Here is a 26,085-nt window from a genome sequence, read left to right as displayed (position 1 = left end):
CGCTATAATCCTTAAAAAATATACGATCAATGGCTAAAGTTACAGGCAAAGTTTCTCAAATTATCGGCCCGGTAATCGATGTTGAATTTCAATCGGAAGCAGACCTTCCCAAAATCTACGATTCTTTGGAGATTGTCAAAGAGGATGGTTCCATTTTGGTGTTGGAAGTGCAATCACATGTAGGTGAAAACACCGTTAGAACCATTTCTATGGATTCCACGGATGGAATGAGCAGGGGGATTGAAGTACGTGCAACCGGGAGCGCTATTCAAATGCCGGTAGGAGATGATGTTTACGGACGTTTGTTTAATGTGATTGGAGATGCCATTGATGGATTGGGAAATTTACCAAAAGCAGGTAATGAAGGCCTTCCAATTCACCGTGAAGCTCCTAAATTTGAAGACCTTTCCACATCTACAGAAGTGCTTTTTACAGGTATCAAGGTGATTGATTTGATTGAACCCTATGCAAAAGGAGGTAAGATCGGTCTTTTTGGAGGTGCCGGTGTTGGGAAAACGGTTTTGATACAAGAACTGATTAATAACATTGCGAAAGGACATGGAGGACTGTCAGTTTTTGCAGGTGTTGGGGAACGTACACGTGAAGGAAACGATTTGCTGAGAGAGATGTTAGAGTCTGGGATCATCAAATATGGTGACGACTTTTTACATTCCATGGAAGAAGGTGGATGGGATTTGTCCAAAGTAGACAAAAAGGCAATGAAAGAGTCCAAAGCAACCTTCGTTTTCGGACAAATGAACGAACCTCCAGGAGCAAGAGCACGTGTTGCACTTTCTGGACTAACAATAGCCGAATACTTCCGTGATGGAGCAGGAGAAGGACAAGGTAAGGATGTATTGTTCTTTGTGGATAATATATTCCGTTTTACACAAGCAGGATCAGAGGTTTCGGCCCTTTTGGGAAGGATGCCCTCGGCCGTGGGTTACCAACCAACCTTAGCAACGGAAATGGGTGTGATGCAAGAACGTATTACCTCAACCAAAAGAGGATCCATTACATCGGTACAGGCAGTTTATGTACCTGCTGATGATTTAACGGATCCGGCTCCGGCAACTACATTTGCCCACTTGGACGCAACAACCGTATTATCTCGTAAAATTGCGGAATTAGGGATTTACCCAGCTGTGGATCCATTGGATTCTACCTCAAGAATTCTTACCGCAGATATTTTAGGAGACGAACATTACGACTGTGCACAACGTGTTAAAGAGTTATTGCAACGCTATAAAGAACTACAAGATATTATTGCCATTCTTGGGATGGAGGAACTATCCGAAGAAGATAAACTTGCCGTAGGTAGGGCAAGACGTGTACAACGTTTCCTTTCACAGCCTTTCCACGTAGCAGAACAATTTACTGGTATACCTGGGGTTTTGGTAGATATTAAGGATACCATAAAAGGGTTCAACATGATTATGGATGGAGAATTGGATCGTTTGCCAGAATCTGCCTTTAACCTTAAAGGAACCATTGAAGAAGCTATAGAAGCCGGTGAAAAAATGTTGGCCGAAGTATAATTAATTAGAAATGGCTTTCTAATGAAGTATTAGGGTTGTTTTGTTAAGATTGAAAATATGTACTTAGAAATTGTATCACCAGAGGCAACACTTTTTGCCGGAGAAGTTACTTCGGTTACCGTGCCAGGTGTTGATGGAGAATTCCAGATGTTGGCCAATCACGCACCCATTGTTTCTTTGTTGCAGGTTGGGGATGTGAAGATTGAAGGAGAAGTGGACATACACGAAGATTATCAGAATAAATTTTCCCAAGATGCAAAAGGGAAGACCGTTTTGGCCATTAACAGTGGCACCGTTGAAATGAAAGATAACAAAGTCATTGTTTTAGCGGATTAAAATAATTTTACATAAAAGAACCTAAAGCCATACTCCTGTATGGCTTTTTTGATTTGTAACAAGTACCCGTTGTACTTTGTTCCATGTTTTAAGAAACTGCGATTGAATATCAACCAGCTTTTTAGGATTGCTTATATTTAGCCAATACAATTACCTCAAAACATATATTTATTAAATGGATGGAGCAAAGTTTAGAATTGTAGTATGAGACCGCATATAAGCAGTATTTGGAGATTTTTAGGGGTACTTGTAACGGCATCTTCCATAATTAGTCTAATCCAACGTGGGTACCATGTGCCCCTCGCCTTAAGTTTTGCTGATTTTGTCAACTACTACCGAGAACTTGTGAGGCCCATATTCAATATATTGAATGTTCCCGTACATTGGATTTTTGAACGATTTTCATGGTCCATCCCACCATGGTTGCAAGATGCGCAGACCTTGGCCTTTACTGCTACGGCCATCTACGTTAAGGCGGCCAACGCTATCAGTACAAAAGGAAAGCCGTTAAGATTTCCAACACTGCATAGCAAGTTTGTAGTGATAACATTTGGCGGTCTCACCTTATTGGGGCTTCTATGGCTTTTAATGATTGTGTTTGCCATGCTCATTTTTCCGGTTTACTACATTAACCACCTAAGATGGTCTCCCAGCCTTAAATGGTATGATTATATGAAGGTAATACGGTCTATCATAATTGGCTCGGGACATGAAGTCGTTATGCACCATACCTTGGCTATTTTTGGATGGTTAACTACAATTTTGGTTTTGGCTTTTTATGCGATTAACCGCATGCTTATCTAATTTTTTTTGAATCCAATATAAAAAGGACAAGTAATGTAACTGGTTACACAAAAAAATGTATATTTACGTAACTAGTTACGTATAAAATGGAAAATGATTTTTTAAACGGTTTGGGCTTCATTGGTTTTACGGCCCGGATAAAGAGAATTAGCGATACTTTAATGTACAGTGCCATAGAGCACTATAAGAACATTGATATAGGAATTGAACCCAATTGGCACCTTGTGTTTTTGCTGTTGAAACAAGAACGGAAGCTTACCGTCACCGCTATTGCGGAACAGCTGCAGTTTTCGCACCCTGGGGTTATAAAAATTGTCAATAAGATGAAAGAGGCGGGGTATTTAACCAGCATTACGGATACCCAAGATGCAAGAAAGCAACTTATTCAACTATCCGATAAAGCACTTAAAGAGTTGCCAAAGTTTGAAAAAGAGTGGAACAATATTCAATTAATAATTAAGGAATTTGTGGACTTAGATATGCTATACAAATTGAACGGCTTGGAAAAGGACTTAAAGGATATAAGTTTTGTAGAACGATATCAGAGAAAATTTACCTAAGAAGAGATCATGGAAAAGCAAGAATATGTGGTAAGAAATGCACGGACAAGTGAGTTTGAAGCGTTGGGAAGACTTATGGTGAAGGTGTATTCGGAACTTAAAGGTTTTCCAAAACAAAATGAACAGCCTCAATATTTTGAGATGCTTGCCAATATAGGTGCGTTTACAAAAAAACCCAAAACAGAATTATTGGTAGCAGTTTCTCCAAATGGAAAAATAAGCGGTGGGGTGGTCTATTTTGGTGATATGAGATATTATGGCTCTGGTGGTACGGCCACTAAAGAAAAAAATGTTTCGGGCTTTAGGTTATTGGCTGTGGACCCAATGGCGAGAGGCAAGGGGATAGGTAAACTACTAACTTTGGAATGTATTGCAAAAGCCAGATCATTTAAGCAATCACAAGTGGTGATCCACACTACCGAAGTAATGCAAACCGCCTGGAAAATGTACGAAAGACTTGGGTTTCAAAGATCGGAAGACCTAGATTTTGTACAAGGAGAACTTCCCGTATTTGGGTTTAGACTTACACTTTAAACACTCTATTTTGAAAACATTTAAAGCAATAAATCTGCCACTTCTTGCCAATTGTTGGCACGTTCAAAACCGTTGGTATTAACATTGTGGGGCGAGGTAAACATAATGGACCTTCCCGTAAAGTGTTGAAGGTTAAAACTTCGATCATCAATTAGGATATCACCTTTAAGAATGTGTTTGTCTCCGCAAAGGATACGTCTTTCCCACGGGATAAAACCAAAATGTTCATCCAACCAGTCGGATTTCTCTATCAGTGAATTGGGGAACTGCATGGCCGCCGAGGCAATATAGACCTCATATTTTTCCGTGAGCGCCTTCAAAACACTTTTACTGTCCTTAATTGGTTTTAAGGTGCGAAAGAACCCTTCGGTCCAAGCATGTTTCCGTACGCTATGCTGACGGTCTTCGGGCACTCGCTGCCAAACTTCCCCGCCCAAGCAGGCCTCAACGGTAAGTACCTCATTATAGTCTTGGTTATAGCGTTCAATATGTGCCCCGTACGTATCTGCCATTACCTCGTCCATATCCACGAATAAAGTCATAATTTTCAAATTTCCACGAAGTACGAAAAAATGTTTTGATTGTGAAATGCTTTTTCAAATTATATTTTAAGTAGTAGGAAGCGCTACTAAATGCCAATCTTGTCCATGGGATCTATGTGTGGTTAAAAGACTAAAGCCCACGGCATAATGAGCATTCAAGGAACGGGTGTTGGTGGCATCCACCTCGGTAATAATAGTTGTAAAACTTGAGGAAACCTGTTGTCTCATGGTTTCATATAATTTTCTGAAAACTCCCAAACCTCTATAATCTTTATCAATACATACTTGGCCCATAACAATATACTTTTCCACTTTCTTGTCTAAGGCTTCAATTTCCCGAAACATGGGTCGTAACACTGGGATCTTATCGCCAAATTTAGGATGCATACAAAGGGTATACCCCACAACTTGGTTTGCATGTTTGGCAATAACATGCGGACAACTATTATTCATTTCCGTTAAAATTTGCAAGTTGTGAGAAACCGTTAAAAATCCTTCTTTTTCACGATCCTCATTAGATACCACAGCCCTAAGATTCTTTTTTTGTAGTGAGAGAATACCCGCTAGTTCTTCCGTAGTCTGTGCTATGCCATAGGTAAGCTGCATTTATTTCAATTTTAACCAGATTTTCCGCTTTTCCAAGGCCTGTATGCTGGGAGAACCTTCCTCTTTCTCCATAAGACGAATAGTATAGTTTGGGTTAGCACCCAGAATAACAGTGGTGGTCTTTTCAACCCCATAACGCTTGTACTTAACGGACAGCGTGTCTCCAATCTTGTACTGATTTATTATACCTCCAAACGACTGCCCCTCCTTAAAAAGGGTATCATTGATACTCATAATGCTGTCGCCCTTGTCCAAACCTGCTTGGTAAGCAGGGCTCCCAATTCTCGTACTTCTTAGTATTTCTATAGTACCACCCTCACTTATTCGTACGTTGGCCCCAAAATAAGGGGCATTGTCGGCAGTGCTCAAAACTACTCCTACCGAAGCAAACAAGGACTTATAATCTGGCATTTCACTATCGTGGATGTACCGCTCAAAAAAGGCATTTCCAAACTCCTTGCCTGCATATTGCACCAGTACTTCCTGTAAATTTTTTATAGTGTACGGTATTTCTTTTTCTCCGTAGCGTTGCCAAAGCAACTTCATGTAATCATCAAGATTTAAGTTTTGTTGCCTTAAGGACAGATCCAAGGCAAGCCCCAAAACACTGCCATAAGAATAATAAGAGATAAAAGTATTATCCCTATTTACAGGATCTACGGATGTTGCGGCATCTACAAACGGTGCTTGGTAACTCATTTCAATAGGATTAAAAAATTGCCTTCCGGGCGAATTCCAAACGTAATTAAAATTACCGGCGAGCCCTTCTATATAGTTATCCGCGGTAATTATACCTGCTCTGCAAAGAATTAGGTTGGTATAGTAGCTAGTGAAACCTTCGGCAAACCATAATTCCCCGCTCATATTGGTAGAAGTAAAGTCAAAAGGTTCTAGAGATGCCGGGCGTATGCGTTCCACGTTCCATGCATGGAAGAACTCATGGGAGACCGTGCCTATATTGTTTTCCATGCCTCCATTGCCTAGGCTTCTTGTACTGGTAAGCACAGTAGAATTTCTGTGTTCCATACCATCACCAGAGGCGTTGGGGACATAGCATGCTAAGAAGGTATATCTGTTATAATCAAAATTGGGCAATACTCCAAAAACCTCTTTTTGTTGCAAGACCACTTTCTTAACCTTATCAAAATAGGTATCTAATTCCTCTTCCGTTCCATTATGATGAAGTACCAATTGTACGGTCTGGGTATTGCCTTCGGAGTCTACCTTAAACTCACGAAAACCATAATCGCTTATTTCCGTGGGGCTATCCATAAAATACTGAAGGTTTGGGGCCATGTAGGTGTTTCCAGATACCTGTTTTAGCTGTGTCGCCACTTTCCAATTAAGATCTTCCCGAACATTAAAAGTAACATGGATAGGGCGTGCGCTTGTTTCCGGAGAGAACATGAAGGTGGCCGGAATGTTTAGATGGGCATGGGTTTCATCTACTTGGGAATAAGTACCATCACCTCTATTGGCAAATAGGGTGTAGCTTATTTTTATAGTTTCATCGTGTCCAACCACCTGCCACTGATACGGATCTGGGCGTAACACCTCTAAAGTTTTTCCTTTACTATCCGTTGCGGTAAAATTATAAACGTTTTTAGCAAACTCGTGCAAGGCATAACGCCCCGGAGAAGTACGGCTCATTCTAAAAGAAACCGTATCTACCGTTAGTTCAGGGAATACACCTTGTACCTCGGCCTCATGATGCACGGCATTCCCAAAGGAAATCTCATAGGTGTTGGTCTGTGACATTAGGTTTAACGCTATTATCAGTGCCACTGAAAGCGAAATATAATTTTTCATAATCAAAGGGTTTCCACTAACGAATATACTATTTAAAATAGGATATGTTACATTTGTGATATGCGCAAATTACCAAAAAAACTTAAGGCAAAACTAACGGATAGGGAGGCTAAAAATGCGCTCAGAACCTTGCAAAAAGAGCAAGGGTTGGTAGATTTCTCGTCTAACGATTATTTGGGCTTTGCCAAGAACAACGAAATTTTGGACCGTGCCGGCCAATGGCTTGCGCAGAGACAAATTTTAAGGAACGGGGCAACGGGTTCCCGACTTCTTTCTGGGAATCATGCGGTATATGAAGCGTTGGAAACCAGCTTGTGCAGTTTTCATAAAACAGAGGCAGCTTTGGTGTTTAATTCTGGCTATGATGCCAACCTCGGCTTTTTTTCGGCCATACCCCAAAGGGGCGATGTGGTTTTCTACGATGAATACATACATGCCAGCATCCGAGACGGCCTAAATATGGGCAATGCCAAAAAGTATAAATTTAAGCATAATGATTTAGCAGATTTAAAGGCCAAAATTTCGTCTCTGGGTACAACCCAACTTCCTGATGACAGTATGGAGATTTATGTTGTAACGGAAGCTGTCTTTTCCATGGATGGGGACAGTCCGGAGTTACTTTCTTTTGTAGAATTTTGTGAAGAGAACAATCATAATTTAGTGGTAGACGAGGCGCACTCGGTTGGGGTTTTCGGTGCAAATGGGTCGGGCATGCTTCAACAATTGGGGTTGCATCGCCGAGTGTTTGCAAGCATTGTTACTTTTGGAAAGGCCTTGGGAGTTCATGGCGCAGCTGTTCTTGGATGTAAGCCATTAAAAAGCTATCTGGTAAATTTTGCCCGAAGCTTAATATATACTACGGCAATGCCGCCGCATTCCGTGGCTTCCATTATAGCGGCCTATGAATATCTGCAAACAAAGGAGGGAATAGATAGTAAACAGAAACTTCACGAGAATATCGCTATTTTCAATCAACAACTTCAATTTCATAATCTCCAAGAACTTTTTGTTGGGAGTAATTCAGCTATCCAATGCTGTATACTATCGGGAAATGAAAAAACAAAGGCCGTTGCCCTAAGAATACAGGGAAATGGTTTTGATGTAAGACCAATTTTATCTCCAACGGTACCAATAGGAGAAGAACGACTACGATTTTGCCTACATAGTTACAACACTGAGAAAGAAATTAAAGAGGTTGTGCAATTATTGGCTAATTTTAACAAAAAAAAATGAAGCAAGAATTTTATACCCTTGCCACTTTTGAATTTGTAGCGGATGTACAGATTATTAAAGGCAAATTGGAATCCGAAGGGATACCGGTATTTCTTAGGGACGAGAACACCCTAAATTCAGACCCGCTGATAAGTAGTGCCATTGGAGGAGTAAAATTGCAGGTTTATACGATAGATAAAGAAAAGGCCCTAAAGGTGTATAATGAAGTGAGGAGCTATGCCATTGATGATGATGGAAACCCCATAGTTTGTCCTAATTGCAAAGCGCAGCAATCAGAAGTGTATTATGATCGTAAGGGGATATTTTATAAACTTTTTCCGTTTTTTGAAAAGCGCAAATACAAGTGCCTAAAATGTAATATGATCACCAGACCTTAACCGCAATGCAAAGAATTTTTGTTACAGGAATATCTACTGAAGTAGGAAAAACGATTGCTTCCGCCATTATTGTGGAAGCTTTAACGGCGGATTATTGGAAACCTATACAGGCCGGGGATTTAGACAACTCCGATAGCCATAAGATTACCAATTTAATTTCTAACGAAAGAACCGTTGTACATGGCAATAGCTACGCATTGAAGACGCCAATGAGCCCGCATGCCGCTGCAGATATTGATGGGATTTATATTGATGTCAACACCGTTACCGAGCCAGAAACGGAGAATCATTTGGTAATAGAAGGGGCAGGTGGATTGTTGGTACCACTTAACGATGATGATACAATCTTGGACTTAATAATGCCCAATTATAAGGTAGTAGTAGTTTCACGTCATTATCTTGGAAGTATCAACCATTCCTTACTGACCATTAATTGGTTACAGCAGAAAGGGTATGATGTATCCTTAATTTTTAGTGGGGACGAGCATCCTACTACAGAACAGATCATTGTTCATAAAACTGCTGTTCCAGTTATTGGAAGAATCAATGAAGAAAAGTTATTTGATAAATCGGTCATTAAAAAGTATGCAAATCAATTTAGGTCTGCTTTGCAATCACTCTAAACGTTGTAGAACTTCAGCACGACCTACGGTTGCATGCAATTTATAGTGTTGCTCTAGATAACTGTCAATGTACGCATTGCCCTCTTCAACCTTTTTATCGAATACTCGTTTGTTTTTTCGCACCACTACAGTTTTGGGTTTTATAACTTCCATAATAAACCTAAGTTCTTCCATACCGGTATTTCTTGGATTATTGTAGAAAGGAAATAGTTCGTCCCTAAATATGTTGCTTGGATGTGTAGCAGCTTTAGTGGGGGGCAATTTGTCTAAAAGCCAATACCCAATATGGTATTCCAGGAAAAGTATATTTTTTGTGTCGATCCTATTTTCGGCTATATATAAAGGAACATCTATTCCTTCACCATTATAAAAACGACCTTTCTGAATCTTGTTCTTTGCAATGGCCCCAAACTCTAAATAACTTTCCATAGGAAGCAGCAGTAGTACAATCATAATATACGGCCTATAATTTATCCGTTTAAAAAATGCTGACCTAGAAACGGCAAGAACTACCAACACAATTAAGACAGGAAACAGTTGTATTAGGTAATGACCATTGACCCTACCTCCTTTTAAAAAAGAAAAAACAACTTCTATGGCAGTCGCGGTAAGGAGTTGAATATCAATATTGCCAAAATCCAACAACTTTTTTTTCCATGCAAAAAGGAAAGCGCCTATAAGCAGTATGCAAATTGGTGCTAGGCCTAAAACGGAATATCTACGGGCCCCCGTATATTCTATTGGGGCGAGGATAACAGATTTCCACCATAAGGACGTTTGGTCATTTAAATAGTATGGGATAATGGTTAGTGCAATGACCAATAAGACTCCGGTTCCATATAAGAGGAAATTTAGAATACCCTTGGGCAAGGTTCTTTTCATGTACCAGATATAAATAATAAAAAGACCCAAAAAGAGTACGGGGTATGCCATGTTTAGTTTGGTCATTAAGGACAATCCCATTAAGATACCTGCCAATAAATACCAATACCAGGATCCGTGTTTTAAGATCAAGTATAATCCGGGCATAAAGAAAACCATACAGATGTGCTCGGACATTACCCCTTGTAAACTACCGAACATACTAAGGAGCATAACACAACAAATACCTGCCCAAAATCCAATCTTTTTTGAACCAACCTGCTCGCCAACCTTGTAGGTAAAAAAAGCGGTAATGGCTACTATTAAAGTGCCAACAAGCCTTATGGCAAAAAAACTCTTCCCGAAAGTATAAATGATACCGGCAAAAAAAAGAAAGACAATTGGGGGTTTAAGATCCCAAAGTTCTGTATAAGGTAAATGGCCATCTATCCAAGATTGCCCCATAAGAATAAAAGTACTTTCGTCCCGATCAATATAATCGCGAAAGAAAAAAGGAAACCGAAGAAGAAAAGCCACCAAAAAAAGTATTGTAAGAATGGTACTGCTTCTTAGTACCCCATATTTAGGGGTAAGGTGGTCGGTTAGCTTTTTAAGCATTGGTGAGGTTCTGTTTTTGGGGATTAATCCCCATCTTTGCAAGATAGATAAAAACCTTGTTTTTTAAATTCAAACGCATTGAAAAATCTTTCCGAAAGGGATAAACAATATCTATGGCACCCCTTAACCCAACACAAGTTACATCCGGAAATGTTGGGCATAGTGAGGGCTAAGGGGGCGGTGCTCTATGATGAACATGGCAAGGAATACATTGACGGTATTTCTTCTTGGTACACCAGTGTTTATGGGCATTGCAACGCATTTATATTGGATAGGGTCCAAGAACAAATGCAAAAGCTAGATCAGATAGTTTTCAGCGGATTTACCCATGAACCGGCTGTGGACCTGTCCGAAGCGCTGATAAGAATAATACCGGAGAATCAGAAAAAATTATTTTTCTCGGATAATGGATCAACCGCCACGGAAATTGGAATTAAGATGGCGCTGCAGTTTCATTTTAACAAGGGCGAAAAGCGAAATGTGCTTTTGGCATTTGAGGATGGCTTTCATGGAGATACTTTTGGGGCAATGTCCGTTTCTGGCCTTTCGGTATACAACGGGCCGTTTGAAGATTTTTTTATTGATGTGAAACGTATTCCTGTACCTACCAAAGATAACATCGATCAACTACTTATAGATTTAGAGGACATACTATCAGAAAACAATATTGCAGGTTTTATTTACGAACCTTTGGTACAAGGAGCGGCCGCCATGAAAATGTACGATGCGCAAAGCTTGGATAAGATTTTAAAAAGACTAAGGAAAGATGGGGTACTTACTATAGCCGATGAGGTTATGACAGGTTTTGGCAAAACCGGAAAGTTATTTGCATCGGACCATATACCTACCAAACCGGACATTATGTGTTTTTCAAAAGCACTTACAGCGGGTCTAATACCTATGGCAATAACAAGTTGTACGCAGCACATCTATGAAGCTTTCTATAGTGATGAAATTTCCAAAGGCCTGTTTCATGGCCACACATATACGGCAAACCCTTTGGCCTGTGCTGCTGCCTTAGCAGGGATAGAATTACTGCAATCAAACACAATACAAGAAAGTATAAACAAAATCATAGAGTCTCATCAAGCGTTCGACAGCCAGATCAAGGGCCACCCCAAAGTGGCAGCTACAAGGCAGTTGGGGATAATTTATGCGTTAGATCTTAATGTTAAAATGGAGCGGTATGGAAACCTAAGGGATAAACTTTTTCAACATTTTATGAATGACGGGGTGTTTTTACGCCCTTTAGGGAATACAATTTATATCTTAGCCCCTTATATAATTTCTGAGGACCAATTGCAAAAGATTTATAATAGCATTTATGCCTCTCTCGAAATCGTTTAAAGGTATTTTATTTTGAATTTACCCATTTCCATAACATCAATTTCCTCTATTTCCCCTCTAGGATCAACATTAAACGATACCTGGGAGAACTATTGTGATCCAAAGCACCATTTTAGTAAAATGGATATAGAAAACGGTGAGATATGGATTTCAGTACTTGCCAAAACTGCAAAAACAGAAATAGATTTACTTAGAAGCTCGGAACCTAAATATCGCCAATTAGACCATACCGTGCTTTACGCTATGTTGGCATCTAGGAAAGCCGTGGCCAGTGCTGAATGGCAGGCAAAAGACAATTTTGGAATAAACATTGGTTCCTCTAGGGGAGCTACCCTGCTATTTGAGAAGTACCACAAAGAGTTTTTGGCCAAGCAAACCACCCATACCTTGGCTTCCCCAACAACAACCCTTGGAAACATAGCGTCGTGGGTGGCCCATGATTTGCAGACCAAAGGCCCGGAAATATCGCATTCCATTACCTGCTCTACAGCGCTGCACGCCCTACTCAATGGAGTAGCATGGATAAATAGTGGTATGGCAGATAAATTTTTGGTGGGTGGAAGCGAAGCCTCATTGACCCCTTTTACCATTGCCCAAATGCAGGCCTTAAAAATATACTCCAGAGAACAAGGAGAATACCCTTGCAGGGCCATGGATTTGGAAAAAAAGGAAAATACCATGGTTTTGGGAGAAGGAGCCGCTATAGCTTGTTTGGAACAGGGTACTAAAAAAAATGCAATGGCTATAATAGCGGGTAGTGGCTATGCAACAGAGCCATTGGAACATAGCATTTCTATTTCTACCGATGCACAATGCTTTCAACGTTCCATGAAAATGGCACTTGGTAGCACTGAACCAAATGAGGTAGATGTCATTGTAATGCATGCACCTGGGACCATTAAAGGCGATATGTCAGAAATGGAAGCTATAAAAAAGATCTTTGGTGCCCAAGCCCCTGCCTTAACCACCAACAAATGGAAGATAGGCCATACCTTTGGAGCTTCGGGAATGTTCAGCGTTGAAATGGCGATATTAATGTTACAACAGCAACGCTTTATACCTGTTCCTTTTATTGAATATACGAATACTCCAAAAAAAATAAATAAGGTGATGGTGAATGCGGTGGGTTTTGGTGGTAATGCCGTAAGCATACTATTAAAAAGGCCCGATTGAGATTTATATGCCAATTTTACTCGGATCTTATTGAAAACTTGAAGTTTTCTTTATTGGGATTTGAGATTTAAATAAGCTACTTTTGACCCTGAAATAACCCATTCTGATGAGCACAGCAAGACACGACTGGACCAAACAAGAAATTCTCGATATATATAACAGGCCCCTAATGGAACTACTTTATGATGCGGCTACCATTCACAGGTTGCATCACGATCCAAATACAGTACAGGTGTCTACCTTATTGTCCATAAAAACAGGCGGGTGCCCAGAAGACTGCGGATATTGCCCACAAGCGGCCAGATACCATACGGATATTGAAGGAAATGATCTAATGACAGTATCCCACGTTAAGGCCCAGGCACTTAGAGCAAAGGCCTCTGGTAGCTCTAGGGTATGTATGGGTGCAGCATGGCGGAATGTAAAAGATGGGGAGGAATTTGACCAAGTGCTTGAAATGGTACGAACCATCAATAAATTGGATATGGAAGTATGCTGTACATTGGGGATGCTTACAGAAAACCAAGCGAAACGTTTGGCAGAAGCCGGACTATATGCGTATAATCATAATTTAGACACCTCTGAGGACTACTATAAAGATGTAATTTCTACAAGGGCCTTTAAAGACCGTTTGGATACTATAGACAACGTTCGTAAAAGCAATGTTACGGTTTGTAGTGGTGGGATTATCGGTATGGGCGAGAAAGAGGAGGATCGTGCGGGGATGTTGGTAGCGCTTTCTACCTTGGACCCCCAACCAGAATCCGTACCTATAAACGCTTTGGTTGCCGTTACCGGTACACCCATGGAAGATATTAAACCCGTTTCTATCTGGGAAATGATACGTATGGTAGCTACTACCCGTATTGTGATGCCGAAGACCCAAGTAAGATTATCAGCCGGACGCACGGAAATGAGCAGAGAAGGGCAGGCCATGTGCTTCTTTGCCGGGGCCAATTCTATTTTTGCCGGGGATAAATTATTGACAACTCCCAATCCCGATGTTAATGAAGACATGGAAATGTTTAAGTTATTAGGGTTGTCTCCACAAAAACCCTTTGTAAAGGAGGCTCAACCAAAAACAGTAGAAGCAGACGAATCCCAATATAAAGCATTGGGAGAAAAGCCCAAATGGAGCAGACCTGGGCATACCATAGATCGCAATGAGCAGGCCAAACAACAAGCAAAACTTACGAAGTAGTATTTTCCCTATATAAATTTTAGAGCTAGTTTTTATCAGGTTTTTTTTAAATTTGAGGTCTAAGTAAACCGATTTAGCTTGAATTTAAAAGATATTCCTAGGGTTAAAACCATTGGCAAAGAGGAGTTCCTTAAGAACTATTTTAGACCTCAAAAGCCTGTGGTAATTGAAAATTTTATTGAAGATTGGCCCGCCTACAACAAATGGAACCTAGATTACATTCGTAATGTTGCAGGTAACATTACCGTACCTCTATATGATGATAGACATGTAGATCACAAAGACGGGTTTAACCAACCGCATGCCAAAATGAAAATGGCAGATTATATAGACCTTTTAAAAACAGAGCCTACCAAATACCGTATTTTTCTGTGGAATATACTTAAAGAAATACCCCAGTTACAGGAAGATTTCAGTTATCCGGATTTTGGCCTTAGATTGATGAAAGGGCTGCCAATGCTGTTTTTTGGAGGTACGGATTCGTATACGTTTATGCATTATGACATTGATTTGGCCAACATTTTTCATTTTCAGTTTGATGGAAAAAAGGAATGTATTCTTTTTTCACAATCCGAAAATAGGTACTTGTACAAAGTACCCCATGCCTTAATTACCCATGAAAGTATTGATTTTTCCAACCCAGATTTTGAAAAGTGGCCTGCCTTAAAAAAGGTTAATGGTTATAAAACTCACTTAGAACATGGGCAGGTATTATATATACCCGAAGGCTATTGGCACCACATGAAGTACATGTCCCCTGGTTTTGCAATGAGTCTAAGGGCAATAGCCCGCAATCCCATAAATCTGGGGAAAGCCCTTTACAATGTTTTTGTGATGCGGCATTTTGATAGTCTTATGCGCTCTTTAAAAGGTCAGCGATGGATCGACTGGAAAAATGAACAGGCCATAAGTAGAACCCATAAGGCCATCTTTAACTAGGAAATAGTTCCGCTATTTTTTCATATACGAGGTGACTTTCCCAGCCTCGGTAGAATAGATAATCGGCCAATTTTCTTCTTTTGAGCTGTTCATCTATTTTAGACAAGCTGGCCAATCTTTTTTTAGCAATGGCGTCCAAGGTATCGAGATAATCCGCTTCATCAATTTCGCTCAATCCAATTGTAATATTAAACCTGGAGATATTGCGCTTTTTCAATTCCGCGGTAATCCTAATTTTACCCCATTTTTTAATTTTGAATTTCCCTCTGGCAAAGCTTTTGGAAAAGCGCTCTTCGTTTAAATAGTTTTCTTGGATAAGATGGTTCACTATATGGGCGATGGCTTCAGGAATCATACCCATTTGGCGTAACCTGGTCAATACTTCCATATGGCAACGATCTTGGTAAGAACAGTATCGCTCCATTTTTTTTTGCGCTTCGGTAAGTGTATAAGAAGTGGTCCCTTGCATTGATCAAAGGTAATAAAACAAAAAAGCGACCCCGTTGCCGAAGTCGCTTTAATTTCTTAATAAATTGTTTTTCCGTCTTTGTTCTTAAAACGGTACTCTAGATACGTATACGCATCCCTTGGTTGTATTTTCACCCATTTTTTGTGTTCCAAAAACCATTTGGAACGCATGGATGGAAAACCTTTTGTAAGGTATGCCGCAATGAACGGATGTATGTTTAGAATTATGCCATTGTCGGCTGCCGGACCTTTTAATAATTTTTCAAGATCTGAATTGATCTTGTCTACCAGAACAATTGGGGCTTCTACCTCTTGGCCATTGCCAGTAGGATTTTCCTCTGTTGTTTTGATATTCATCTCCGGTCTTACCCTTTGTCTTGTAATTTGTATAAGTCCAAATTTGCTTGGAGGCAGAATTTTGTGCTTGGCCCTATCTTCTTTCATCTCGTTTCTAAGATGATCAAACAGTTTTCTTCTGTGTTCGGCCCTGCCCATGTCAATAAAATCAATGACGATAATACCTCCCATATCGCGCAAACGTAATTGTCTTGCGATTTCGGAGGCAGCCAATAAATTTACTTCCAAGGCTGTGTCTTCCTGATTCTTGGCCTTGTTAGAACGGTTACCGCTGTTTACATCTACTACATGCAACGCCTCGGTATGTTCAATAATAAGGTACGCTCCCTTGCTCATGGAAGCCGTACGGCCAAAAGAAGTTTTAATTTGCCTTTCGATCCCGAACTTTTCAAAAATTGGGACCGAAGAATTATACAATTTTACAATCGATTCTTTAGCTGGTGCAATTTCTTGCACATAATCTTTTATCTGGTTAAAAAGCGTTGCGTCATCTACATGGATACCGGTAAAAGTATCATTAAAAACATCTCTTAAAATGGAGGAGGCTCTATTGAGCTCCACCAAAACTTTGGATGGATGCGGCGCTTTATACAATTTTTTACACATTACGGACCACTTGTCCAGTAAGTTTTCTAAATCTTTGTCCAGCTCTGCTACTTTTTTGCCTTCGGCAACTGTTCTTATGATAACACCAAATCCTTTAGGTTTTATACTCTTTACAAGTCTTTTTAACCGGTCTTTTTCTTCTTTGCTCTCAATTTTTTGAGAAACTGAAACGCGATCGGAAAAAGGTACCATTACCAGATAACGCCCGGCTATGGAAAGCTCCGAACTAATTCGGGGCCCCTTTGTGGATATGGGTTCTTTAACAATTTGCACTAATAAAGATTGATTGGCTTTGATAACATCATTTATGCTACCATGCTTATCAATATCTTTTTCAAATGGGAAGTCTTTTAAGGAATAATCCTTTAATTTTCCTGTACTGACTCTTTTTATGAATTTTAACATTGAGGACAGTTGCGGACCAAGATCATGATAATGCAGAAAAGCATCTTTCTCATAACCTACGTTTACAAAGGCCGCGTTAAGACCGGTAACTGGTTTCCGTACTTTGGCAATTAAAATATCGCCTACGGAGAAGTCATTATTGTCTTCTTCCTTATGTAATTCTATAAGTTTTCCATCTTTAAGTAAGGCAAAATCGACGGCATCGGAACTAGATCTTACGATTAATTCTTTATTCACCTGAATCAATTTAAGTTCGTAGCCAATACTGGCACGAACTGATTAAACAATATGTATAACAGGTTGTATAAACCCGTCGAAATCCTTTTTTGGAATTTCTATGTCAATGAACGTTTAAAATGAAAAAGTAGTTTTAAAACTACTTTTTCTTGTGTCGGTTAGCTCTCCGTCTTTTCTTTCTTTTGTGGGTAGCTACCTTATGTCTTTTTCTTTTTTTACCACTCGGCATAAAACTTTACTTTATATATTAATATTTTTACTTTACTTGTACGTTGCTTTTTACGCCTTCTACAAAAACTTTGGCGGGTTTAAATGCCGGAATGTTGTGTGCAGGTATTTTTATTGTAGTGTTTTTCGAGATATTTCTTCCCGTTTTCTCCGCTCTGGTTTTAATAATGAAGCTACCAAAGCCCCTTAAATAAACGTTATCTCCGTTTTCCAATGAGGACTTTACTTCCTCCATAAAGGATTCAACAGTGGCTTGTACATCTCCTTTTTCAATTCCTAATTTTTCCGAAATTCTCGTTACAATATCTGCTTTCGTCATTTTAAAATATATATTTTCAGTTTGTTTTTTTGGCTTGCAAATATATAAATTTAATTCAATCTTTCTATCTAAAGAACTAATTTTAAGTATATAAACTACTACTTTTGGTCTTTTGTATACCTGTGATGTCCTTTTCTAAAAAAATTCTTCTTTGGTATTCCGAAAACAAAAGAAATTTACCATGGCGGGGAACCAAAGACCCCTACAAGATTTGGCTTTCGGAAATAATGTTGCAGCAGACTAGGGTGGCCCAAGGCATTCCTTACTATTTGCGGTTTGTAGAAAACTTTCCTACGGTAAACCACTTGGCCCAGGCCAGGGAGGAAAAAGTTTTAAAGCTATGGCAAGGACTTGGATATTATTCCAGAGCAAGAAATTTACATGCTACTGCCAAGACAGTTGTAGATCAATACGAAGGTCAATTTCCAAATAATTATAGCGAGCTTATTAAGCTAAAAGGGATAGGGGACTATACCGCAAGTGCTATTGCCTCTATTTGTTTTAACGAACCTCATCCCGTGGTAGATGGTAATGTCTATAGGGTGTTGGCAAGATATTTTGAGGTATCCCTACCTATTAACAGCGGTAAAGGGATCAAATATTTTAAATCCTTGGCCAGGGAGGTTATGAATGAAGAACATATCCGCGATTACAATCAGGGAATCATGGAATTTGGGGCCATACAATGTACCCCAAAGAAACCCAAATGTGGAGATTGTCCTTTAAGTGATAGTTGCAAGGCATTACAACAAGGCCGTATACAAGAACTTCCTATTAAACTTGGTAAGACCAAGGTAAAAAAGCGCTTTTTCAATTACTTGGTGCCAATCAGTACGGAACCGAACACTGCCCCAACCACCTTGATGATCCAAAGAAAGGGAAAGGGTATCTGGGAAAACCTTTTCGAATTTCCACTTATGGAATCCGATACCGAGATTGGTCTGGAAGAAGTGGAAGCCAATCTAAAAAACACACTTAAACTCACTGACAAGCCGCTGGTCTATCAATATAAAGATGAACAAATTGTTCATAAATTATCTCATCAACATCTTTATACTAAGTTTTGGATCGTTAAAACCAACACGGTTTTTGAAGCTGGGGTCGCTTTGAAGGAAATCAACAAATATCCAGTACCTGTTTTAATAGCAGATTTTATAAATACATTTAAAATTTAGTACTTTTGATGTAATATTAAAGATATGAGCGGTACATTGAACAAAGTGATGCTGATAGGGCATCTGGGTGATGAGGTTAAAATACACTATTTTGAAGGAGGTAACTGTATAGCACGCTTTCCATTGGCCACCAACGAAACCTATACCAATAAGCAAACAGGGGAAAAGGTTAGCAATACGGATTGGCACAATATAGTAGTTAGAAACAAAGCCGCTGAAATTTGCGAAAAATACCTAAGTAAAGGGGATAAGATTTACGTGGAAGGACGTTTGAAAAACAGGCAATGGCAAGGGGAAGACGGCAATACCCGTTATACCACCGAAGTACATGTGCAAGAATTTACTTTTCTTTCCACCAAAAAAGAAAGTATGGCCAATGCCCAAACAAGTGCACCAGCGGCTCAGCAGAATACACCCACAACCGCTAGCAACGTACCAAAGGAGGCTGCCCCGGCAGCAGAGGAACCCGGACAGGATGATGATTTGCCATTCTAAACAAACCTAAATTAAATTCTAACTATTGGATCCTGAACGCCTTAGTTTAATTCCAAGTTTAATGGCTGTTGATAGTACCTTTGCTTTGAAGGTTGCCATAATGCTTGTACTACTTGGGTGTTCTGCCCTTATCTCTGGGGCAGAAGTGGCTTTTTTTGGTCTCTCGCCTACGGATGTCAATCAAATTGAAGAAGAAAAGACATCCAAAGGGAAGATTGTAGGTGATTTGCTCAGCAAACCGAAAAAACTCCTTGCCACAATATTAATTGCCAACAACGCAATTAACATTGGTATAGTGCTACTTTTCAGTGCCATTGGGGATACCGTATTCACCAATATCAATTATGTGTTTTTAGAGATTGTTTCTGTACGTTTTTTGTTGGAAGTAATTGTTGCTACTTTTTTGATCCTAATGTTTGGGGAGATCTTACCAAAGATATATGCAAACAGAAACAGAATAAGCTTTGCGCATTTTATGGCCTACCCCCTTAAAGCATTGGATTTTATTTTTACACCATTGAGTTCTCCCATGCGTTCTGGCACTCTTTTTCTATATGATAAATTGGGGAAACAAAAATCCAATCTTAGTGTAGATCATTTATCCCAGGCCTTGGAATTGACCTCTGAAGGAGACACTACTAAGGAAGAGCAAAAAATCTTGGAGGGTATTGTATCGTTTGGTAATACGGATACCAAGCAAGTAATGCGCCCGAGGATAGATATTTTTGCGCTGTCCGAGGAAATGAAATTTCCTGAAGTATTGGAAGAAATAAAACGGAATGGATATTCGCGCATACCTGTTTTTTCCGATAATAAGGACAATGTGCTAGGAGTACTTTATGTAAAGGATCTGTTGCCTTACATTGATAGGAAAACGTTTACCTGGACAAAGCTTATACGGGAGCCCTACTTTGTCCCTGAGAATAAAAAATTGGATGATCTCCTCTTGGAATTTCAAGAAAAGAAGAACCATCTTGCCGTGGTTGTTGATGAGTATGGGGGTACTTCGGGCATCGTTACCCTAGAGGATATCATAGAGGAAATAGTAGGTGATATCAGCGATGAGTTTGATGACGAAGATCTAATATTTTCCAAACTGGATGATCAGAACTACGTTTTTGATGGAAAAACGGCCTTAAAAGATTTCTATCGCGTGGTCAAAATTGAAGATGAAGAAGATTTTGAGGAAAACAAAGGAGAATCAGAGACTATAGCCGGATTTGTTTTGGAAATTGCCGGTAGTTTTCCTAAAAGGGGAGAACAGGTAGAATTTAAAGATTACCGATTTATAGTGGAAAGCCTGGATAAAAAACGACTAAAACAGATAAAAGTTACTCTTCCCAATGCGTAATAAAGTTATTCTTAGTGTACTTACGTTTACCATGATAGTATTGAGTTGCAAGGAAGAAACTTTGCCCAAGCCCAAAGCACAATTACGATTGGAATATGAGCACCCTAAAGAAGGCCCGTTGGAGATGGAAGACTACAGGTTTGTCCGGAACCAATTGTCTAGTTTAAAATCCAAGAACGGTCAATCCCTTACTTTAGATTACCCAATGATGAACGGGTCTATTTTTATTACGTATAAAACTGTAAATAACAACCTGGAAAAATTATTATCCGATGCCCAAAGGTTGTCTTACGAACATGCGGTAAAGGCCGATGGTATTTTAGAACAGCCTTTTGTAAATGAGGAAGATAAAGTATACGGTATGCTTTATGAGGTTACTGGCAATGCAGCTTCTCAATCTCAATTCTACCTCACCGATAGCATCAGCCATTTTGTTACCGGGTCGCTTTATTTTTATGCCAAACCAAATTATGATTCCATTTATCCGGCCGCGGTTTATCTTCAGAGAGATATCCGAAGAATAATGGAAACATTGCGCTGGAAAGAAAATACCAAGCCTTAAGGCATCAAAGAGGTTGGTTTTGAACAGGCCTTTAACACGGAGGTGGTAGCCTATTTACTTTGTTTATCCTGTGCCAAAAGTTTTTCGGCCTTACTTATACTAGTATTGATTTGATCTCTCAAGGCCTTTACCTTTACCTCTTCTTCATCCAACCATTTTTGTTTTTCTTCGGTCAGTGCCTTTCCGTTCATAATCTCGTCGGAGCTAAACCTAGTGCCAAAACCTTGCATCCATGCCATCATGGAGGTATGGGACTGTTGTAGGTCAGACATGGCTTCCGCATATTTAAGACCGGTAGCGGTAGTATCTTTTTTACCCTTTAGCTCAGCTACAAGTTTGCCAAGCGTTCCCATTTTAGGCATTACCTCATCATGGATAGCCATTACCTGTTGCATCTGTGAAGCCTTCTCGCCATCATCTTTACAAGAAACGGAAAGTATTATGGTGGTGACAAGAAGTAAAACTATGTTTTTTCTCATTTTTCAATTTATTAATGTTGCCTCTAAAATACGGCTTCTATTTTAATTTACCGGGGGCGATGAAGTTAACATTACCCCCGGTTTAAAAAACTAATTAAAAGAGTATTGGGCCCCAAAAGTTAGGGTCTCTTTGTTCTTTAATTGGATTCCGTTTAGGTTTTGATAAACCGGTATGCCAAATTCAAAAGCGAGTCTTAAATTCTTCAATGGCCCGTTGGGCACGTAGGTATTGAAACCTATTCCAGAGTTGATATAATCACCACCGGAGTTATTGGTATCCGCAGTAATCACCATCAATGGATTTAAGTTGGGATCTGCACCATCGATATCATCCACCAATAGCCCTTCCAATCGAACAGAAAGACTAAACCAGTCAGATGCCTTTACCGCAAACCAGTTATTGAGGCTGTACCGATTGCCATAGCGGTAATCACGGTCGTTTTTTCCAAAACGAAATACCCCTCTAAGTTGAGAGCCCCAGGAAACGGTTTCAGCCTGTCCAAGGTAGGTAAGACTTAAATTTGTGTCGAAGGTGCCACTTCCAATTTGCATGGGATAAGGCAATTCTACCTCGCTAGGGGCGGAGGCGGGTATAACATCACTTTCGGTTACGCTACCGGTTGGAATGGAGATGCCCAACTGACCATGAACAGTTTGACGGTTTTGGTTTACAAGCTGGTACAGTCCCGAAAGCTGAATATCTCCAAACCCCGATGCTTCGGTAGTAAAAGTACCTCCCATCCGGGTAACATGATCCATTTCCAAACCAAGATAATTCAACATTACCATCAATGTTAGCTTATCACCGGGAGCGTACATGGCGCCCAACATATGCATGTTCATAGGCATTTTGGTAGGGGTTACCATGTAATCGGCAAGCGCATCGTCAAAACTGGCGTCGTCGGCACCTTGCTTAAGATCTTCCATATTCATATACATGTATCTATAGCTAAACATCCATTCCCCCTTACCGTGCATATGATCTGCCATTACGCTTATAGGTGCATGTCCATCGGGTCTGCCAGCTGACCATTTTTCTGTTTTATTTTCTGTTTCCTGTGCTGCTAATACAGAAGTTGCCATAAATAATATGGCGGAAATATATTTTTTCATCCTTTTAATTTTAAAATTTGATTTTTGGCAAGTCAGAATTGTGGTCCAACTGCTGTATGCCATTGAAAATAGTAGGGCCTTTCTCTTTGGCGATACACCGCAAAGAGAATACGTACCCAATAATTACTACGAAAAACTAGGAAAGACCTGCAGGAGGATGAAAAAGAAAATCACTAAACAAATAATGATAATTGTTTTGATAGGTTGAAGATTTGTTGATTTTGGAAACTGCCTGAGGTCCTTCTTGTAGTTTAAAAATAGTGACAAACCCAATAGGATATTCCTCAATAGCTATTTTCGGAAGATTTTGTTTTTTATTGTCTTGCTGTTCCTGTAACTGCTGCATTAGATAACACTTACCATTACATTGTAATTGAATATCATCTTTATTTATACACAAGAACTCAGCAATGTAGTCTTCATAAATAATGTATTCCAAGAGCGGACCTACCGGTCTTGCCATAGCCAATAGGTAAAGTAAAATGAACCAATATGCGAGCAGTTGCTTCACGTTTTTTTTTGTAGCCGATCCTTTACAGGATTTCTCCGCAAAATTACTAAATAATACTGCAATAGTTTGCGCTAAAAGAACCACTTTTGTGATAAATTTCACGAGCGCCAATTATGGACAAAAAATGGTTGTACTTTATCCTTTTATCGGTGGTATGGGGTTCTTCATTTATTCTCATTAAAAAAGCCTTGTTGGGGCTAACACCCGTGCAGTTGGGAGGTGTACGTATAGTATTTGCGTCTAGCTTTCTCTTTATAATAGGTTATAAGAGCTTAAAGGAAATAAAAAAGCAAGATTGGAAGTGGATTTTGGCCGCAGGATTTTTTAGTTCCTTTTTTCCTCCATTTTTGTTTGCATTGGCCCAAACCGAAATAGACAGCGGGGTAACCTCTATCTTTAACTCTTTGGCGCCACTTTTAACGACTTTGGTAGGAGGTATAATGTTTGGGCTTCTAATAACCAGAAGACAAGTCTTTGGGGTATTTGTAGGGCTGCTTGGCACGGTTGCACTTATTTTGGCAGGCGCAAGGTTTAGTCCCGATCAGAATTATTGGTATGCCATATTCATTATATTGTCCGCTTTGGGGTATGCCTTCAATATTAATATTATTAAGAAGCATCTTTCCCATTTGAGTCCGTTGGCCGTAACTACGGCCAGTTTTGGAGTGGTAATTGTACCAGCCCTTATAATGGTAGGATTTTCTGGCTTTTTTAACGAAGTATGGTACAGTCCGGATATGCAAACCGCATTGATATATTTGGTATTGCTTGCACTATTTGGCACGGCTTTGGCCAATATATATTTTAACAAACTTATTTATGTATCTAGCCCTGTCTTTGCGGCATCGGTGACCTATACCATTCCTTTGGTAGCTGTTTTATGGGGCGTATGGGATGGGGAAAAAATGAACGTTTACCAACTTATTGGCGGTGCTATTATATTGTTGGGAGTGTATTTGGTAAATCGAAGAAGAAGGTGAGGTTTGGCCTAGTTGCCTTTGGAAAAAGGGTTTGTTTACGATTAGATAGAGCGAAACCTTAGGGTTTCCAAACCATAATTATTAGGTATCTGGGTAGTGGTAGATACTTCTTTAACAACAATTTGTCGGATAATTGCTTAATATTCCTTAATTTAAAAGACACAACCAGAAAATTTTATTAAGATGAAACAATTAGCTCTGCCTGTTCGGTTCGGGATGGTAACCAGCGGCTGCCTAATAGCCTATTTTCTAATTTTATCATTGTTTGGCCTACATACCAATGTGTTTTTCAGCCTTTTTAATGGTGTCATTACGGCTTTTGGAATTTATGAGACCATTAAATATTTAAGCTTAAGAGATAAGGAGAGCTTTGGTTATGGCAAAGGTTTTGTTGCTGGGATGGTTACGGGTTTTGTGGCCACCTTAATTTTTACGATGTTCTTTGCGTTGTACGCAACGGAGATAAACGCGGGTTTTTTGGAGGAGCTCTCAACGGTATTTTTTAAGGATTTTAAAAATTTTGAGGGGATTGTTTTCTTTACCGTGGCCGTTATGGGTTTTGCCACAACGCTAGTACTTACGCTATCTTTTATGCAATTGTTTAAGACCTCTAATAATCTTAAAAAGGGATCCGCTTAAATTCCCTTAAAAACTGCTTGTAAATTAATGAATTACCCCTATATTTGCACCCGCTTTTGCAATTAAGGTTGCTTGGGCGGAGGGTCTTGTGATGTTATTGAGACCTCATAGAATAATAAAAGCAAAATATAAACGCTATGTACGCAATTGTAGAGATGGCAGGGCAGCAATTTAAAGTTGCGAAAGACCAAAAAGTGTACGTTCACCGTTTACAGACAGAAGAAGGTAAAAAGGTTACTTTTGACAATGTACTTCTGTTAGACGACGGTAAGAATGTAACTGTTGGCGCCCCAGCTATAGACGGTGCGGCCGTTGAGGCCAAAGTCGTTAAGCACCTTAAGGGTGATAAAGTAATCGTCTTTAAAAAGAAAAGACGTAAAGGTTACCGAAAGAAAAATGGTCATCGTCAGTATTTGACGGAAATCGTTATTGAGAGCATTGTTGCTTCCGGAGCCAAAAAAGTAGCTAAAAAAGCCGAACCAAAGAAAGCAGCACCTAAAGCTGCCGCTCCCAAGGTAGAGGCGGTTAAGAAGGAAACTCCGAAGAAGGCTGCCGCTCCTAAGAAAGCCGCTGCCCCAAAGAAAGCAGCACCTAAAAAGGAAGCTCCAAAGAAAGCGGTAGTGGACTTATCCAAAAACACCGTTGCCGAATTAAAGGAAATGGCAAAGGCCAAAGGTATTGAAGGAATATCTTCTATGAAGAAGGCCGATTTAATCGCAGCTTTAAGTAAATAACAAGTTTAAAAAATAGATTATGGCACATAAAAAAGGTGTTGGTAGTTCTAAAAACGGTAGAGAATCGGAATCGAAACGCTTGGGCGTTAAGATTTTTGGTGGTCAGGCTGCCATTGCAGGAAATATCATCGTAAGACAACGCGGTACCAAACACAATCCTGGAGAAAATGTGTATGCCGGAAAAGATCATACATTACACGCCAGAGTAGATGGGCTTGTAAAATTTGAAAAGAAAGCCGGAGGAAAATCTTATGTTTCCATTGAGCCTTTCGAGGCTTAAGCTTTTAGATCATTATACGTATTAAAAACCCTTTCCTCTCGAAAT

General features: G+C 39.7%; 30 protein-coding genes. 20 read left to right on the top strand and 10 right to left on the bottom strand.

The features are described from left to right. The first annotated feature begins 29 nt into the window (after window positions 1-29). The 5 genes from atpD (at window position 30) to ACEQ81_RS01485 (ending at window position 3,772) form a co-directional block, all read left to right on the top strand. The gene (atpD, locus tag ACEQ81_RS01505; protein WP_411029075.1) at window positions 30-1,538 is read left to right on the top strand and encodes a F0F1 ATP synthase subunit beta; all 1,509 of its coding nucleotides are present in this window, start codon (window positions 30-32) and stop codon (window positions 1,536-1,538) included. Window positions 1,539-1,595: 57 nt separating this feature from the next. After that, entirely contained in the window at window positions 1,596-1,874 is a 279-nt protein-coding gene (locus ACEQ81_RS01500) for a F0F1 ATP synthase subunit epsilon (protein ID WP_411029074.1), read from the top strand. 204 nt (window positions 1,875-2,078) lie between these two features. After that, on the top strand, window positions 2,079-2,678 hold the full coding sequence (locus ACEQ81_RS01495) for a hypothetical protein (RefSeq protein WP_411029073.1): 600 nt from the start codon (window positions 2,079-2,081) through the stop codon (window positions 2,676-2,678). Window positions 2,679-2,764: 86 nt separating this feature from the next. Further along, complete coding sequence (locus ACEQ81_RS01490; RefSeq protein WP_411029072.1) at window positions 2,765-3,238, top strand: MarR family winged helix-turn-helix transcriptional regulator; 474 nt, start codon at window positions 2,765-2,767, stop codon at window positions 3,236-3,238. A gap of 9 nt (window positions 3,239-3,247) precedes the next feature. Continuing rightward, window positions 3,248-3,772, top strand: coding sequence for a GNAT family N-acetyltransferase (locus ACEQ81_RS01485; protein WP_411029071.1), 525 nt, complete (start codon window positions 3,248-3,250; stop codon window positions 3,770-3,772). A 20-nt stretch (window positions 3,773-3,792) separates the two neighbouring features. Here ACEQ81_RS01485 and ACEQ81_RS01480 read toward each other — a convergent pair whose 3' ends face one another. The 3 genes from ACEQ81_RS01480 to ACEQ81_RS01470 all read right to left on the bottom strand — a co-directional run bounded on the left by ACEQ81_RS01480 (window position 3,793) and on the right by ACEQ81_RS01470 (window position 6,729). After that, window positions 3,793-4,314 (bottom strand): 5' nucleotidase, NT5C type, encoded by a 522-nt coding sequence (locus tag ACEQ81_RS01480; protein WP_411029070.1) that lies wholly within the window; start codon window positions 4,312-4,314, stop codon window positions 3,793-3,795. Between the two features lie 66 nt (window positions 4,315-4,380). After that, window positions 4,381-4,920, bottom strand: coding sequence for a GNAT family N-acetyltransferase (locus tag ACEQ81_RS01475; protein WP_411029069.1), 540 nt, complete (start codon window positions 4,918-4,920; stop codon window positions 4,381-4,383). Next, complete coding sequence (locus ACEQ81_RS01470; protein ID WP_411029068.1) at window positions 4,921-6,729, bottom strand: M61 family metallopeptidase; 1,809 nt, start codon at window positions 6,727-6,729, stop codon at window positions 4,921-4,923. It abuts the gene before it with no gap. Window positions 6,730-6,789: 60 nt separating this feature from the next. Here ACEQ81_RS01470 and ACEQ81_RS01465 point away from each other — a divergent pair, with 60 nt between their 5' ends. The 3 genes from ACEQ81_RS01465 to bioD are packed head-to-tail and all read left to right on the top strand — an operon-like array spanning window position 6,790 to window position 8,962. Further along, window positions 6,790-7,962, top strand: coding sequence for an aminotransferase class I/II-fold pyridoxal phosphate-dependent enzyme (locus tag ACEQ81_RS01465; protein WP_411029067.1), 1,173 nt, complete (start codon window positions 6,790-6,792; stop codon window positions 7,960-7,962). Next, complete coding sequence (locus ACEQ81_RS01460; protein WP_411029066.1) at window positions 7,959-8,339, top strand: DUF2007 domain-containing protein; 381 nt, start codon at window positions 7,959-7,961, stop codon at window positions 8,337-8,339. The genes ACEQ81_RS01465 and ACEQ81_RS01460 overlap by 4 nt, the downstream gene beginning before the upstream one ends. A gap of 5 nt (window positions 8,340-8,344) precedes the next feature. Further along, window positions 8,345-8,962, top strand: a complete 618-nt coding sequence (gene bioD / locus ACEQ81_RS01455; RefSeq protein WP_411029065.1) for a dethiobiotin synthase — start codon at window positions 8,345-8,347, stop codon at window positions 8,960-8,962. On the opposite strand, the gene ACEQ81_RS01450 is transcribed toward bioD, so the two are convergent. After that, window positions 8,954-10,441, bottom strand: a complete 1,488-nt coding sequence (locus ACEQ81_RS01450; protein WP_411029064.1) for an ArnT family glycosyltransferase — start codon at window positions 10,439-10,441, stop codon at window positions 8,954-8,956. The two genes, bioD and ACEQ81_RS01450, sit on opposite strands and share 9 nt — an antisense overlap. A 78-nt stretch (window positions 10,442-10,519) precedes the next feature. Between ACEQ81_RS01450 and bioA the strand changes: the two genes are divergently transcribed. The 4 genes from bioA (at window position 10,520) to ACEQ81_RS01430 (ending at window position 15,101) form a co-directional block, all read left to right on the top strand. Then, window positions 10,520-11,788: an adenosylmethionine--8-amino-7-oxononanoate transaminase gene (bioA, locus tag ACEQ81_RS01445; protein WP_411029063.1), complete on the top strand. Its 1,269-nt coding sequence runs from the start codon at window positions 10,520-10,522 to the stop codon at window positions 11,786-11,788. Between the two features lie 12 nt (window positions 11,789-11,800). Beyond that, window positions 11,801-12,961, top strand: a complete 1,161-nt coding sequence (locus tag ACEQ81_RS01440; protein ID WP_411029062.1) for a beta-ketoacyl synthase N-terminal-like domain-containing protein — start codon at window positions 11,801-11,803, stop codon at window positions 12,959-12,961. Window positions 12,962-13,067: 106 nt separating this feature from the next. Beyond that, entirely contained in the window at window positions 13,068-14,162 is a 1,095-nt protein-coding gene (bioB, locus tag ACEQ81_RS01435; protein WP_411029061.1) for a biotin synthase BioB, read from the top strand. Window positions 14,163-14,240: 78 nt separating this feature from the next. After that, entirely contained in the window at window positions 14,241-15,101 is an 861-nt protein-coding gene (locus ACEQ81_RS01430) for a cupin-like domain-containing protein (protein ID WP_411029060.1), read from the top strand. Here the strand turns inward: ACEQ81_RS01430 and ACEQ81_RS01425 are convergent. The 3 genes from ACEQ81_RS01425 to ACEQ81_RS01415 all read right to left on the bottom strand — a co-directional run bounded on the left by ACEQ81_RS01425 (window position 15,094) and on the right by ACEQ81_RS01415 (window position 17,721). Then, window positions 15,094-15,570, bottom strand: coding sequence for a regulatory protein RecX (locus tag ACEQ81_RS01425; protein WP_411029059.1), 477 nt, complete (start codon window positions 15,568-15,570; stop codon window positions 15,094-15,096). The genes ACEQ81_RS01430 and ACEQ81_RS01425 overlap by 8 nt on opposite strands. 56 nt (window positions 15,571-15,626) lie before the next feature. Continuing rightward, window positions 15,627-17,174, bottom strand: coding sequence for an Rne/Rng family ribonuclease (locus tag ACEQ81_RS01420; protein ID WP_411029058.1), 1,548 nt, complete (start codon window positions 17,172-17,174; stop codon window positions 15,627-15,629). 256 nt (window positions 17,175-17,430) lie between these two features. Continuing rightward, window positions 17,431-17,721, bottom strand: coding sequence for an HU family DNA-binding protein (locus tag ACEQ81_RS01415; RefSeq protein WP_036380395.1), 291 nt, complete (start codon window positions 17,719-17,721; stop codon window positions 17,431-17,433). 125 nt (window positions 17,722-17,846) lie between these two features. Between ACEQ81_RS01415 and mutY the strand changes: the two genes are divergently transcribed. The 4 genes from mutY to gldD all read left to right on the top strand — a co-directional run bounded on the left by mutY (window position 17,847) and on the right by gldD (window position 21,304). Continuing rightward, window positions 17,847-18,896: an A/G-specific adenine glycosylase gene (gene mutY / locus ACEQ81_RS01410; RefSeq protein ID WP_411029057.1), complete on the top strand. Its 1,050-nt coding sequence runs from the start codon at window positions 17,847-17,849 to the stop codon at window positions 18,894-18,896. Window positions 18,897-18,920: 24 nt separating this feature from the next. Then, window positions 18,921-19,391, top strand: coding sequence for a single-stranded DNA-binding protein (locus ACEQ81_RS01405; protein WP_411029056.1), 471 nt, complete (start codon window positions 18,921-18,923; stop codon window positions 19,389-19,391). Window positions 19,392-19,452: 61 nt separating this feature from the next. Further along, complete coding sequence (locus tag ACEQ81_RS01400) at window positions 19,453-20,742, top strand: gliding motility-associated protein GldE (RefSeq protein ID WP_411029055.1); 1,290 nt, start codon at window positions 19,453-19,455, stop codon at window positions 20,740-20,742. Beyond that, window positions 20,735-21,304: a gliding motility lipoprotein GldD gene (gene gldD / locus ACEQ81_RS01395; RefSeq protein ID WP_411029054.1), complete on the top strand. Its 570-nt coding sequence runs from the start codon at window positions 20,735-20,737 to the stop codon at window positions 21,302-21,304. The genes ACEQ81_RS01400 and gldD overlap by 8 nt, the downstream gene beginning before the upstream one ends. A gap of 50 nt (window positions 21,305-21,354) precedes the next feature. Here the strand turns inward: gldD and ACEQ81_RS01390 are convergent, their stop codons facing one another. From ACEQ81_RS01390 to ACEQ81_RS01380, 3 genes are all read right to left on the bottom strand, one after another. Next, window positions 21,355-21,783: a hypothetical protein gene (locus tag ACEQ81_RS01390; protein WP_411029053.1), complete on the bottom strand. Its 429-nt coding sequence runs from the start codon at window positions 21,781-21,783 to the stop codon at window positions 21,355-21,357. A 90-nt stretch (window positions 21,784-21,873) separates the two neighbouring features. Then, the gene (locus tag ACEQ81_RS01385) at window positions 21,874-22,896 is read right to left on the bottom strand and encodes a transporter (RefSeq protein WP_411029052.1); all 1,023 of its coding nucleotides are present in this window, start codon (window positions 22,894-22,896) and stop codon (window positions 21,874-21,876) included. 136 nt (window positions 22,897-23,032) lie between these two features. After that, the gene (locus ACEQ81_RS01380) at window positions 23,033-23,509 is read right to left on the bottom strand and encodes a hypothetical protein (RefSeq protein WP_411029051.1); all 477 of its coding nucleotides are present in this window, start codon (window positions 23,507-23,509) and stop codon (window positions 23,033-23,035) included. 11 nt (window positions 23,510-23,520) lie between these two features. On the opposite strand from ACEQ81_RS01380, the gene ACEQ81_RS01375 reads away from it, so the two are divergent. The 4 genes from ACEQ81_RS01375 (at window position 23,521) to rpmA (ending at window position 26,040) form a co-directional block, all read left to right on the top strand. After that, entirely contained in the window at window positions 23,521-24,387 is an 867-nt protein-coding gene (locus ACEQ81_RS01375; protein ID WP_411029050.1) for a DMT family transporter, read from the top strand. Window positions 24,388-24,570: 183 nt separating this feature from the next. Next, window positions 24,571-25,026 carry a DUF4199 domain-containing protein gene (locus tag ACEQ81_RS01370; RefSeq protein WP_411029049.1) on the top strand — a complete coding sequence of 152 codons (456 nt, stop codon included), beginning with the start codon at window positions 24,571-24,573 and terminating at the stop codon, window positions 25,024-25,026. 137 nt (window positions 25,027-25,163) lie between these two features. Continuing rightward, a complete protein-coding gene (gene rplU, locus ACEQ81_RS01365; RefSeq protein ID WP_411029048.1) occupies window positions 25,164-25,760 on the top strand; it encodes a 50S ribosomal protein L21 in 597 nt (198 codons plus the stop codon). Window positions 25,761-25,779: 19 nt separating this feature from the next. Further along, window positions 25,780-26,040, top strand: coding sequence for a 50S ribosomal protein L27 (gene rpmA / locus ACEQ81_RS01360; RefSeq protein ID WP_099544685.1), 261 nt, complete (start codon window positions 25,780-25,782; stop codon window positions 26,038-26,040). Window positions 26,041-26,085 lie beyond the last annotated feature (45 nt).

Source organism: Spongiimicrobium sp. 3-5 (genome assembly GCF_046557915.1).
Classification (GTDB): domain Bacteria; phylum Bacteroidota; class Bacteroidia; order Flavobacteriales; family Flavobacteriaceae; genus JBHEBG01.
This window is presented reverse-complemented; position numbering and strand designations above follow the sequence as displayed.